The sequence below is a fragment of the Pseudonocardia sp. genome (genome assembly GCF_025965585.1).
In the GTDB taxonomy this organism is placed as follows: Bacteria; Actinomycetota; Actinomycetes; order Mycobacteriales; family Pseudonocardiaceae; genus Pseudonocardia.
In genome coordinates, this window is the sequence record NZ_JAOPWR010000307.1 from 1 (window position 1) to 12,694 (window position 12,694).

10 protein-coding genes are annotated in these 12,694 nt (G+C 74.3%); 5 read left to right on the forward strand and 5 right to left on the reverse strand.

The genetic code is table 11. The annotated features are described in order from the left end of the window. From JWR81_RS18800 to JWR81_RS18820, 5 genes are all read left to right on the forward strand, one after another. On the forward strand, positions 1-1,674 hold a 1,674-nt coding region (locus JWR81_RS18800), incomplete at its 5' end, for an NAD(P)H-dependent oxidoreductase subunit E (protein WP_297654187.1). A 181-nt stretch (positions 1,675-1,855) separates the two neighbouring features. Next, positions 1,856-3,076, forward strand: a complete 1,221-nt coding sequence (gene glp / locus JWR81_RS18805) for a gephyrin-like molybdotransferase Glp (protein WP_297654190.1) — start codon at positions 1,856-1,858, stop codon at positions 3,074-3,076. Continuing rightward, positions 3,073-4,968 (forward strand): molybdopterin biosynthesis protein, encoded by a 1,896-nt coding sequence (locus JWR81_RS18810; protein WP_297654193.1) that lies wholly within the window; start codon positions 3,073-3,075, stop codon positions 4,966-4,968. Before glp ends, JWR81_RS18810 begins: the two co-directional genes overlap by 4 nt. Positions 4,969-4,988: 20 nt before the next feature. Further along, positions 4,989-5,816, forward strand: a complete 828-nt coding sequence (gene fdhD / locus JWR81_RS18815; RefSeq protein WP_297654196.1) for a formate dehydrogenase accessory sulfurtransferase FdhD — start codon at positions 4,989-4,991, stop codon at positions 5,814-5,816. A 246-nt stretch (positions 5,817-6,062) separates the two neighbouring features. Continuing rightward, on the forward strand, positions 6,063-6,551 hold the full coding sequence (locus JWR81_RS18820) for a DUF1992 domain-containing protein (protein ID WP_297654199.1): 489 nt from the start codon (positions 6,063-6,065) through the stop codon (positions 6,549-6,551). 207 nt (positions 6,552-6,758) lie between these two features. Here the strand turns inward: JWR81_RS18820 and JWR81_RS18825 are convergent, their stop codons facing one another. The 5 genes from JWR81_RS18825 to JWR81_RS18845 form a co-directional block, all read right to left on the reverse strand. Continuing rightward, positions 6,759-7,739, reverse strand: coding sequence for a DMT family transporter (locus JWR81_RS18825; protein WP_297654202.1), 981 nt, complete (start codon positions 7,737-7,739; stop codon positions 6,759-6,761). After that, positions 7,736-8,170 carry a heme-binding protein gene (locus JWR81_RS18830; RefSeq protein ID WP_297654205.1) on the reverse strand — a complete coding sequence of 145 codons (435 nt, stop codon included), beginning with the start codon at positions 8,168-8,170 and terminating at the stop codon, positions 7,736-7,738. The genes JWR81_RS18825 and JWR81_RS18830 overlap by 4 nt, the downstream gene beginning before the upstream one ends. 14 nt (positions 8,171-8,184) lie before the next feature. Then, positions 8,185-8,595 (reverse strand): nitroreductase family deazaflavin-dependent oxidoreductase, encoded by a 411-nt coding sequence (locus JWR81_RS18835; protein ID WP_297654208.1) that lies wholly within the window; start codon positions 8,593-8,595, stop codon positions 8,185-8,187. A gap of 13 nt (positions 8,596-8,608) precedes the next feature. Continuing rightward, positions 8,609-9,313, reverse strand: coding sequence for a M50 family metallopeptidase (locus JWR81_RS18840; protein ID WP_297654211.1), 705 nt, complete (start codon positions 9,311-9,313; stop codon positions 8,609-8,611). 208 nt (positions 9,314-9,521) lie between these two features. After that, positions 9,522-12,530, reverse strand: coding sequence for a bifunctional [glutamine synthetase] adenylyltransferase/[glutamine synthetase]-adenylyl-L-tyrosine phosphorylase (locus JWR81_RS18845; RefSeq protein ID WP_297654213.1), 3,009 nt, complete (start codon positions 12,528-12,530; stop codon positions 9,522-9,524). Between the last annotated feature and the right edge of the window lie 164 nt (positions 12,531-12,694).

Consider the following 12,694-nt stretch of genomic DNA (forward strand, 5'->3'; position numbering starts at 1 on the left):
CCGGGCGTGGAGGCGAGGGCCGGGAAGTTCCCCGGACCGTCGCTGATCCCCGCGCTGAACGCGATCCAGGCGCGGCTGGGCTGGCTGCCCCGCGAGGAGCTGGAGGAGCTGGCCCGCGAGGCACGGCGGCCGCGCTACGAGATCGAGGGCCTGATCTCGTTCTACCCGCACTTCCGCACGTCCCCGCCGCTGAAGGTGGCGCTGCACGTGTGCCACGACCTGCCGTGCTTCCTGCGCGACGGCGACGCCCGGATCGCGGAACTGCGGGCGCGCTACGGCGAGGACGCCGACGTCGAGCTGGTCGAGGTGTCGTGCCTGGGCCGCTGCGACAGTGCTCCGGCCGTCGCCGTCAACGAGCGGCCCGCTCCCGTGTCGTCCACGGACGCGCTCGTGACCGGCGCCCGCGGTGACGGCGTCGGCGAGGCGGCCGCCGTGCTGCGTGACGAGCCGTGGCCCAATGACCCCTACCCAGCCGGTTCGGGCGTCGGCGAGCGGTACGCCACACTGCGCGCGTTGCTCGATGGCTCGCTCGACGCCGACGACGTGATCGCGACGCTGAAGGACTCCGGGCTGCGCGGCATGGGCGGCGCGGGCTTCCCCACCGGGCAGAAGTGGGACCTGGTCCGCGGCACGCAGCCCGGCAGCACGAAGTACGTCATCTGCAACGCCGACGAGTCCGAGCCCGGCACGTTCAAGGACCGCCAGATCCTCGCCACCCAGCCCCACCTGGTGTTGGAGGGCCTGCTGCTCGGCATGGCCGTGGTGGGCGCCGAGGAGGGCTGGGTCTTCGTCCGGCACGAGTACGGCCCCGAGGAGCACGTGCTCCGGGCGGAGATCGACGCGCTGCGCGCCGCCGGGCTCGTCGGGCCCGGCCGGCAGGTGGATGTCTTCGTCTCCCCCGGCGGCTACATCCTCGGCGAGGAGACCGCGCTGCTGGAGTGCATGGAGGGCCACCGCGGCGAGCCGCGCAACAAGCCGCCGTTCCCCGGCAACTACGGCCTGCACGGGCGCCCCACGCTGATGAACTCGGTGGAGACGTTCGCCGACGTGCCCGTGATCGTGCAGCGCGGCGCGCAGTGGTGGGCCGATCAGGGCATCGGCGATTCGGTGGGCTGGAAGTTCTTCGCCGTGTCCGGGCACGTCGAGCGGCCGGATGTGTACTGCGTGCCGATGGGCACCACCGTCGGCGCGCTCATCGAGCTGGCGGGCGGGGTGTCGGGCGGTCGTTCCGTGGGTGCGGTCCAGCCGGGGGGCGCATCGTCCAACTTCATCGGGCCCGACCAGCTCGACCTCGCCCTCGACTTCGGCAGCGCCGCGAAGGCCGGCACGATGCTCGGCTCCGGCGCGCTCGTGGTGCTCGCGGAGGGCACCGACCTGCTGGCCGCGTCCACCAACGTGTTGCGGTTCTTCCGCAACGAGTCGTGCGGCAAGTGCGTGCCGTGCCGGGTGGGGTCGACGAAGGCCCACGAGCTGCTCGCCGGCCGATCGGAGCTCGACGAAGGCGAGCGGGCCCAGATCCTGCGGCTGGAGGAGGCCATGCGCAAGACCTCCATCTGCGGCCTCGGCCAGGTGGCCCTGGGCCCGGTGGTGAGCGTGCTCGGGCTGGACAAGGGTGGCGCTGCGGCGCGCGACCAGCCCCGGCCCGGCGGCGAGGCGGGACAGCCGGACCGGTGAGCCGCCTCCATCCGCCTGCCCATGATCACCATTTCGGGACGGCGAACCGCACCACGTCCGGCTCCAGGTCCCCAGGCGGCGATCACAAGTCGCGGCCCGGAACGGCACTCGGCCGTGATCACCGCTTCGGGACCGGACACCGTCCCCTGTGCGGCCCCATGTCCCCGGACAGTGATCAACTGTGACCGGCCGGGAGTTCTTCACCGCCCGCACCGTCTCGGAGGTGCTCAGCGGGTTCCGGCCGGCCCGCCGGACCGCGGTCGAGACCGTGCCGCTGGCCGAAGCCCTGCACCGGGTACCGGCAGCCGCCACGCTGTCCCCTGCGCCGCTGCCCGGGTTCGCGAAGTCCACGGTGGACGGCTTCGCGGTGCGGGCCGCCGACACCTACGGGGCGTCGGAGGGCCTGCCGTCCTACCTCGACCTCGTCGGGGCGGTGCGGATGGGCCGGGCGCCCGACGTGACCGTGCCCGCGGGCGGATGTGTGGCCATGCCCACCGGCGGCGTGCTGCCCGCGGGCGCGGACGCCGTGGTGATGGTCGAGTACACCGCGGAGACGATGCCGGGCACCGTCGAGGTGACCCGCCCCGTCGCGCCCGGCGCCGGCCTGGTGCGCGCGGACGAGGACGTCGCGGCAGGGGGCGAGCTCGTGCCCGGCGGGCGGCCGCTGCGGGCCCCCGACCTCGGGCTGCTCGCCGCGGCCGGCGTCGTCGAGGTGGCCGTGCACGCCCGGCCGCGGGTGGTGGTGCTCTCCACCGGCGACGAGGTGGTGCCTCCGTCGACGCCCGAGCTGCGGGCAGGCCAGGTCCGCGACGCCACCGCGTCGGCGCTGGCCGGGCTGGTGCGGGACGCCGGCGGCGAGCCGGTGCTCGCCGGGATCGTCCCCGACGACGCGGGCGCGCTCGGCACGGCGCTCAAGGAGGCCCTGCGCGATGCCGACCTGGTGGTCGTCTCCGCAGGCTCGTCGGTCGGCGCCCGCGACGAGACGGCCGGGGCAGTGGCCGCCCTCGGCGAGATCTGGTGCCACGGCATCGCGCTCAAGCCCGGCAAGCCGACCCTGCTGGCCCACTGCGGCGGCGTGCCGCTGATCGGGCTGCCCGGCAACCCGCTCTCGGCACTCGTGGTGTTCCGGCTGGTCGGGGTGCCGCTGGTGTGGCGGCTGGCCGGGTGCGAACGGCCGCCGCCGGAGCCGTCGACGCGCGCCCGGCTCTCCCGCGACCTCCCGTCGATGACGGGCCGTGTCGACATCGTTCAGGTCACCGTGGCCGACGGGGTGGCGACGCCGGTGTTCGGCCCGTCCGCGCTGCTGTCGGTGCTCACGCGCGCCGACGGCTGTCTCGTGGTGCCCGAGGCGGCCACCGGCCTCGACGCGGGCGCGGAGGCCGATGTGATGCTGTACCGGTGAACAGCCCGTTCGTCTCCGACGTCCCTGCGGCACAGGCCATGGCGGCCTGGCGGAAGGCGTGCGCGGCGGCGGGCTGCCCGCAGCGGGTGGACGCGGTGCGGGTGCCTGTCGGTGAGGCGGTCGGCCGCGTCACGGCCGAGCCGGTGTGGGCGCTGCGGTCGTCACCGGCGTTCGACTCCGCCGGAATGGACGGCATCGCGGTGCGCGCGGCCGACACGCTGGGCGCCGGGGAGACCACGCCGGTGTCGCTGGCCGACTTCGAGGTCGTCGACACCGGCGATCCCCTGCCGGGCGGCTACGACGCGGTCGTGATGCGCGAGCACGTGCACCGCACCGCCGACGGCAAGGCCGAGCTACAGGCCGCCGTGCCGCCGTACCAGCACGTCCGCTCGATCGGCGAGGACATCAGTGCCACCGAGCTGCTGCTGCCCGAGGGGCACCGGCTGCGCCCGGTGGACGTGGCCGCGTGCGCCGCGGCCGGGGCCGTCGAGCTGGTGGTGCGGCGCAGGCCGCGGGTCGTGGTGGTGCCGACCGGCGACGAGATCCGGCCGGTCGGCACCGACACCGCGCCCGGCGAGATCCTCGACACCAACTCGCTCATGCTCGCGGCGCAGGCCCGGGAGATCGGGTGCGAGGCCGCCGCCACCGCGATCGTCCCCGACGACCCGGAGCTGATCACCGCTACCCTGCGCGACGCCGCCACGGAGGCCGACCTGGTGATCCTCATCGCGGGCTCGAGCGCCGGCCGCGACGACCACACCGCGAGCGTCGTCGCGGCGGCCGGGACGCTGGCCGTGCACGGCGTCGCGGTGAAGCCGGGCCATCCCGTGGTGCTCGGCACCGTCGGGAACACCCCGGTGCTGGGCGCGCCCGGCTACCCGGTGTCCGCCTCGCTGACGTTCGACATCTTCGCCGGACCCCTGCTTGCTGCCCTCGAGGGCGCGGCGCCACGGGAGCGCCCATCCACCACCGCGCGGCTGGCGCGCAAGCTCGCCTCCGCGATCGGCACGGACGACTGGGTGCGGGTGCGCCTGGGCCGGGTCGGCGGCGACATCGTCGCGGCCCCCCTGCCTCGCGGCGCAGGCGTGCTGACGTCCCTGGTGCGCGCAGACGGCCTGCTCGTCGTGCCCGCCGGGGTGGAGGGCCACCACGCGGGCGAGCAGGTCCGGGTCGAGCTGCTGCGGGGGCTGGGCGAGATCGGGCGCACGATCGTCGCCATCGGCTCGCACGACCTCGTGCTAGACGTGGCCTCCTCCGAGCTGCGGGCCGCCGACCCGCTGGTCACGCTGGCCTCGTCCAACGTCGGCTCGCTGGGCGGGCTGGTCGCGCTGCGCGACGGCCTCTGTCACATCGCGGGCTCACACCTGCTCGACCCGGCCACCGGCGAGTACACGCTGCCCTACGTCGACAAGCTGCTCGGTGACGACGCCGCGGTGGTCCGACTCGTGCACCGCGACCAGGGCCTGATCGTCGCCCCCGGCAACCCGTTGGGCCTCACCGGCATCGAGGACCTGAGGCGTGTGCGCTACGTCAACCGGCAGCGCGGCGCGGGCACCCGCGCGCTGCTCGACCACGAGCTCGGCCTGCGCGGCATCGACCCGGCCGAGGTGTCGGGGTACTCGCGGGAGGAGCACACCCATCTGGCCGTCGCCGCCGCGGTGAGCGCCGGGCGGGCCGACACCGGGATGGGCATCCTGGCCGCGGCCCGCGCGTTCGGCCTGGGCTTCGTGCCCATCGCCCGGGAGCCCTACGACCTCGTCCTGCGCACCGAGACCCTGGACGACGAGCTGCTCACTCCGCTGTGGGCCCTGCTCGACCGTCCGGAGTTCCGCGGCGGGGTCGAGGCGCTGGGCGGCTACTCGTGCGCCGAGACCGGACGGCGTATCCGCTGACACGGGATTACTGTGCGGGCATGGGCCGACTGACCATCCGCAGGCCTGTCCTGCACATCGACGCCGCCGGGTCCACCCGCCGCCAGGAGACCCTCGCCGCCGAGGAACCGCTCGAGATCCGCGTCGACGGCAAGCCCCTGTCGGTCACGATGCGCACGCCCGGCCACGACATCGAGCTCGCCCACGGCTTCCTGCTGACGGAGGGCGTGATCGGCGGGTCGTCCGACGTGCTGGCTGCACGCTACTGCGACTCGGTCGACGATGCCGGCCGCAACACCTACAACGTGCTCGACCTGGCGCTCGCTGCCGGCGTCGAACCCCCGGACCCGAGCCTGGAGCGCAACTTCTACACGACCTCGTCGTGCGGGGTGTGCGGCAAGGCGTCGCTGGACGCGGTGAAGCTCAAGACGCGCTTCTCCCCCGTCGCGGACCCGGTGGCCGTCACGCCGGCCACCCTGAGCACGCTGCCCGACTCGCTCCGCGCCGCCCAGAAGCTCTTCGACTCCACCGGTGGCCTGCACGCCGCAGGTCTGTTCACCGCCGACGGCGAGCTGCTCGTCGCCCGAGAGGACGTGGGCCGCCACAACGCCGTCGACAAGGTCCTCGGCTGGGCGTTGCTCGACGGCCGCGTCCCCGCTGCGGGCACGGTGCTGATGGTGTCGGGGCGCGCGTCGTTCGAGCTGGTACAGAAGGCCGTGATGGCCGGGGTGCCGGTGCTGTCGGCGGTGTCCGCGCCCAGCTCGCTGGCCGTCGAGCTGGCGATGGATGCCGGCGTCACGCTGGTCGGGTTCCTGCGCGGCGAGACGATGAACGTCTACAGCGGGACGCAGCGGATCGACCAGACGTAGTCGCCGGCGTTCGCGCGCGGGTTGTGTCGCTCGCGCAGCCACGCGCGCGGAGACGCACCAGGCGCGCGAACGGGGCCGGCGCGCGCCCTTCCTCCCCACGCGCGTGTAGCTCCACGCGCGTGGGTGACCGAACGCGCGAGTGGGCTCTGGTGGCAAGCGCGAGCCTGCGGTGGGTGCGCCCGGTCCACGACGTCATCTGCCCGTCGCACGTCGCACTGCCGGTGATCCCCCGGTAGCCTCGAGGGGGTGATCGAACCTGGTCGCTACGAGTCCGCCGTCGACAAGGCGATCCGCGAGGCCGCGGAACGGGGCGCCTTCGACAACCTGCCGGGCGCGGGCAAGCCGCTCCCCGGTATCAGCGGCCCCGACGACGAGCTGTGGTGGGTCCGGCGCTACGTCGAACGCGAGGGCCTGTCCCGCGACGTCCTGCTGCCGCCGTCGATCCAGCTGCGCAAGGAGCTCGACCGGTTCCCCGAGACGCTCCGCACCCTGCGCTCCGAGGAACAGGTCCGCGACACGGTGCGGGAGCTGAACCTGCGCATCGTCGACCACCTACGCGCACCCGAGGGTCCGCGGGTCCAGGTGCGCCGAATCGATGCCGACGACGCGGTGCGCCGCTGGCGCGAGGAACGGCCCGCGGCAGCCGCTGCACCGCAGGGCCCGGCGCCCTCGGCGGCCCCCGCCCCGCGTCCGTCCTGGTGGCGGCGTCGGTTGCGGAGACACGATCGGGGGTGAGGACAGGCGCTCGCTCCCGGCAGCGACGACATCTCGGCCTTCGTCGCCGACAGCATCAACCGCCGGCCCGACGCGTACGGCGTCCCCACCTGGCCGGCCGCGATCGGCGCCCCCTCCACGAGCTGGTCGCCGCGCGGCTGCTCGGCACCGGCATCCTGGCGCGCTCGCGTGGCCTGACCGGGCGCCCCCCCGCCGCGAACCCCGCCGTCACTGCGGCCGCGGCCCGGCAACGCCTGAGGCCCGTACGGTCAGCGCGACACCCACGAGGATCAGCACGCCGCCGACCGTCTGCGCGGCCGCCGGCACCTGCCCGAGCAGCAGCCACGACGCGACGGCCGACGCCACCACCTCCAGCAGTGCGACGAGCGACCCGCGGGCCGCGCCGACCCGGGAGATCGCCCCCACGCCGGTGAGGTACGCGATCACCGACGCGACGACGACGAGCAGCGTCGCCGCCACCGGCCACCCGACGTCGGCCCCGCCGAGGACCACACCGGTGGCCGCCGTGTCGATCACGACAGGCAGCGCCCCCACCAGCCCGAGCAGGGCGACGACCACGGCGCCCACCGTCATCCCGACGCCGGCGAGCACGAGCGGCGGGGTGGCGCTGCCGGCGCGGTCGGCGATGAGGAAGTACGCCGCCTGGCAGACGGCGGCGACGAGCCCCCACACCAGGCCGTGAGCGCTGAGCCCGACCCCGGACCACAGCCGCACCACGAGCGTCAGCCCGAACAGCGCCACCGCGGCGCCGAGGACCGTGCGCCGGCTCGGCGGCTGCCCGCGCACCAGCCACACCCAGACGATCACGAGGATCGGCCCGAGGTACTCCAGCAGCAGCGCGACGGCCACCGGCAGGTACTGCAGCGCGTTGAAGAACGCCACCTGCACGCCGGCCGCCGCGAACAGGCCGTAGAGCAGGAGCGCCGGGCCGTCGGCACGGATCGCGGCGACGACACCCGGACGGCGGACCGCCAGAATCACCAGCAGGATCGCGGACGCACCCCCGAGCCGGACGAGCACGGCACCGGACGCCGACCAGCCCGCGTCGGTCAGCGCCTTCGCGAACGGGCCGGACAGCCCGAAGGTGACGGCCGAGACCAGCGCGAGGACGAGCCCCGCGCCGGTCCGGTCGACGGTGTTGCCGGTATCTCCGGTGTGGCCTGTGGTGCCGGTGGTGCCTGCGCTCACTCCGCCCCGGTCTGGCCCACCAGACCGGCGGCGGCGATGCCCGCGAGCGCGGCGGCCTCGTCGTTGAGCGAGGCGTCACCCGTGACACCGACGGCGCCGAGCAGCCCGCCGTCCGCGTCCCGGACGAAGACGCCGCCGGGCACGGAGAGGATCTTGCCGCCCGCGAGGGTGGCGACGGAGGTGAAGAACTCAGGGGAGTCGGCCGCGCGGGCGGCGATGGCGCGGTTGGTCATCCCGAGGGCGAGGACGCCGGAGGCCTTGGCGACAGCGAGGTCGGGGCGGAGGAAGCCCGACCCGTCCTGCCGCCCGAGGGCCACGATCGCGCCGCCCGGGTCGAGCACCGCGACCGTCAACGGGTTGAAACCCTGCTCGGTGCCGTGCGCGAGCGCCGCGCCGACGATGGTCTGGGCCTGGTCCAGGGTGATGGTCACCGGGCGATCCTGCCTCAGGACGCGCGGGTCAGCATGAACACGGGGATGGTCCGCGTGGTCTTCTCCTGGTACTCGCCGAAGCCGGGGCTGTCGGCGACGATGCGCGACCAGATCTCGTCGCGCTCGGCGCCGTCGACCTCGGACGCGACGACGGGGAACGTCTCGGTACCGACCTCCACGTCGATGACCGGGTGTGCCTTGAGGTTGTGGTACCAGTCGGGGTTGGTCGGCGCGCCCGCCTTGGACGCGATGATCACGAACCGCCCGTCGGGCTCGGGGAAGGACCGCAGCGGCGTCACGCGTTCGGTGCCGGACTTCGCGCCGAGGTGATGGATCAGGATCATCGGAGCACCCTCGAACGGGCCCCCCACCCGTCCCTCGTTCGCCCGGAACTCGGCGATGATCTTGTCATTCCAGTCGCTCACGTACGTCGTCCTCTCATCGGAACAGCAGCACCCACGCCGCAGTGATCACAGCCACACCAGCCACCAACCAGAACAGAGCGGCCCAGATTCCCCCGGCCACGTGCGTCAGGCCTGCGAGCATGTCGGCGTCGGAGCCGTCCCGGCGCCCGCGCCGACGGCCGCGCTGCAGCTCCCGCACCGCCCGCAGGCCGCCGAACAGCAGGAACCAGCACAGCGCCGCGGCGAACCCGTCCTGCACGCGCGGCGTGGCCCAGCCGGCGACGCCCGCGACGAGCACACCGGTGGCCACGACCGCGAGCGCACCGAACACGTTGCGGATCTGGATCAGGCACGCGACGAGCAGCGCCAGCGCGATCCACAGCATCAGCCGGGCCTCGTCGGCCGCCACCAGCACCGCGCCACCGAGCCCTAGCAGCGAGGGCGCGGGGTATCCGCCGAGGAACGTGAACACCAGGCCCGGGCCGCGCCGGGCCCCCGTCGAGACCGTCACGCCGGACGTGTCGGGGTGCAGCCGGATACCGGTCAGCCCGCGGCCGGCCGCCATCGCGGCCAGCGCGTGCCCGCCCTCGTGGGCGATGGTCACCACTGTGCGCGTCCAGCGCCACGACACCGTCCACAGCACGGTGAGGAGCGCGAGCACCGCGGCTAACAGGACCGCGGGCCGGGTCTCGACCACCTGCGTGACGACGTCGACACCGTGCTGCAGCCCGTCACCCACGGGCCCAGTCTGGCACCGCCCGGAATCGTGATCGATCCTCCACCCGTTGGAGGGTCCGAGCACGTCTTCCTGACACTGCTGACGACGGGTCGGTGACCCCGACGAGCACGCCCTGCCGGTACAGCCGGCGGTCGGCGGGCCCGACCGCCCCACCGAGTGCCGCCACGAGGTCGCCACGGTGGCGGATCGTCTGCACGCCGTCCCGGCGTCACCAGCCGTAGAAAACTCTTTCGACGACCGAGCGGGCCCGCCGCGTGGCCTTGCGGTAGTCGTCGAGGAACACCCCGGAGTCGCCGTCCGACGGGTAGCCCATCGCGCAGGCGACGGCCGCCAGCTCGCGGCCCGAGCGCGGCAGCTGGTCGCCCGGCTTGCCGCGCACCAGCATGATCGCGTTGCGGGCCCGCGTGGCCATCGTCCAGCCCGCGGCGAGCTCCGCGGCGTCCGACGCGCTGAGCAGCCCCGCCTCCGCGGCCTCGCGCAGCCCCTCCAGCGTGGACGTCGTGCGCAGCTCCGGGATGTCCCCGGCGTGCTGGAGCTGCAGCAGCTGCACCGTCCACTCGACGTCGGCGAGCCCGCCCAACCCCAGCTTGGTGTGCAGGGTGCGGTCGGCACCGCGCGGCAGCCGCTCGGCGTCGACGCGGGCCTTGATCCGCCGGATCTCGGTGACCGTTGCCGCGTCCAGGCCGTCGACCGGGTACCGGACGGGGTCGGCCATCTGCACGAAACGCATCCCGAGGTCCGCGTCGCCGGCAACGGGGGTGGCGCGCAGCAGGGCCTGGGCCTCCCAGGGCTCCGACCAGCGCGCGTAGTAGCTGCGGTAGGACTCGAGCGTTCGCACGAGCGGCCCCGAGCGGCCCTCGGGCCGCAGATCCGCGTCCACCACGAGGGCCGGGTCAGGGCTGGCTGCGCCGAGACGCCTGCGCACCGTCTCCGCGACCGTGGTGGCGTACCGCACGGCGTCGCTATCGGGGGCGCCGTTCGCGGGCTCGCACACGAAGACCACGTCGGCGTCGCTGCCGTAGCCGAGCTCCGCGCCGCCGAGGCGGCCCATCCCGATCACCGCGATGCGGGCGGGGACGGGCCCGTTCACCAGTGACCGCTCCACCGACTCGAGCGTCGCCTGCAGCACCGCCACCCACACCGTGCTCAGCGCCGTGCACACCTGCTCGGTGTCGAGCACGCCCAGCAGGTCTGCACACGCCACGCGCAGCATCTCGTGACGGCGCAGCGACCGGGCGGTGGCGGCCGCCGTCTCGGGGTCGTGCTGCCGCGCGACGGAGGTGAGCAGCGACGTCGCGACCTCCCCGGGATCGCGGCTCAGCTCGTCGGCCCGCCCCGCGGACGGCGCGGCGAGCAGCCGTAGCACCTCCGGGGCGCGCACCAGCAGATCGGGCACCAGCGCCGACGTGCCCAGCAGCCACATCAGCCGCTGCGCCACCAGCCCCTCGTCGCGCAGCAGCCGCAGGTACCAGGGTGTCGCGGCCAGTGCCTCGGACACGCGCCGGTAGGCCAGCAGCCCGCGGTCGGGGTCGGGGGTGCGGGCGAGATCGTCGAGCAGCACCGGGAGCAGCGTCTGCTGGATGGACGCCGCCCGCGACACCCCGGACGTCAGCGCGCGCAGGTGGTTGAGCGCACCCTCCGACGACGCCCAGCCCAGCGCCGCGAGGCGCGCCTTCGCCGCCGACTCGCTCAGTCGTGCCGAGTCCGGCGACAGCCGCGAGACGGCCGTGAGCAGGGGTCGGTAGAACAGCTTCTGGTGCAGACGCCGCACCCGGCGGGCGTTGCGCGTCCACTCCGCCATGAGAACGCCCACCACGTCGTGGCGGCCGTCCGGGCGCAGGTGCGCCGCCCGGGCGAGCCAGCGCAGCCCGGCGGTGTCGTCAGCTGCGGGGAGCAGGTGGGTGCGGCGCATCCTCTGCATCTGCAGGCGGTGCTCGAGCAGGCGGAGGAAGCGGTAGGACGCCGCGAGGTTGGCCGCGTCGTCGCGGGCCACGTACCCGCCCTCGGCCAGCGCGGCGAGCGCCTCCAGCGTGGACGAGGAGTGCAGCGCGGGATCCGTGCGCCCGTGCACGAGCTGCAGCAGCTGCACCGCAAACTCGACGTCGCGCAACCCGCCTGGGCCCAGCTTCAGCTCCCGGGCGGCGTGGTCCGGCCGGATGTGCTCCTCGACCCGGCGGCGCATCGCCTGCACGTCGGCCACGAAGTCGTCGCGCCCCGCCGCGTTCCACACCATGGGGGCGACGGCCTCGGCGTAGGCCTTGCCGAGCTCCGGGTCGCCCGCGATGGGACGGGCCTTGAGGAGAGCCTGGAACTCCCAGGTCTTCGCCCATCGCTTGTAGTACGACACGTGCCCGTCGAGCGTGCGGACCAGCGCGCCCTGTCGGCCCTCGGGGCGCAGGTTGGCGTCCACCTCCAAGCACGCCTCACCGGCGATCCGCATGACCCGGCTGGCGAGCTTCGTGGTGGCCTGGTCGCCCGGCTCGGCGACGAACACGACGTCGACGTCGCTGACGTAGTTCAGCTCGTGCCCGCCGCACTTGCCCATCGCGATGATCGCCAGTCGCCCCGGGTCGGCGCCCTCACCGACCTCGGCGAGCGCGACGGCCAAGGCCGCTCGCAGCGCGGCCGCGGCGAGGTCCGACAGCCGGGAGGTGACGTTCTCGATCTCGAGCACCGGCAGCTCCGGCTCCGCCACCGCGCCGACGTCGGCGGCGGCCAGCACCAGCAGCTCGTCGCGGTAGGCGGTGCGCAGCGCCTTGATCGCGTCGGGGCCGGTCAGAGTGGCCGGCGACCCGCCGGGCGCACCGGCCGGCGGCTCATCCGGATCGGCCCCGACCGCACCGAGCAATGTGGCCGTGGGATCGGATCCCGCCACCTGAGCGCCCTCGCGGAGCAGGTGCCAGCGATCGGGATGGGTGACGAGATGGTCGCCCAGTGCCGTGGAGCTGCCCAGCAGGGAGATCAGCCGGCCACGGAGTCCGGTGTCGGTGCGCAGTGCGCGGTGCAGATCCGGCCCGTCGCCGACGGCCGCGAACAGCCGCTCGACGCCGCGCAGCGCCAGATCGGGATCGGGGCTGCGGGCGAGCGCCCACATGATCGGCTCGGCACCCAGGGCCGGCCGGTCGCCCGACCACCAGCCGAGATCGAGCAGCGTGGACTCCGCCGACGGCTCGGTCAGGCCCAGCCGTGCAAGCGACCCTCCGATGCGCCGGTCCACACCGAGATCCTAGGACACGGACCGGCCACCGGAACGCAAAAAAGGTGCGCCCCCTGTCCGAAGACAGAGGGCGCACCCATCCACATTTGATGTCGGCGGCGACCTACTCTCCCACACCCTGACGAGTGCAGTACCATCGGCGCTGGAGGGCTTAGCTTCCGGGT

What these genes read in the sequence shown, in the direction of transcription:
- fdhD (WP_297654196.1), top strand. Translation starts at nt 4,989, where the DNA reads ATGGGCCGACTGACCATCCGCAGGCCTGTCCTGCACATCGACGCCGCC.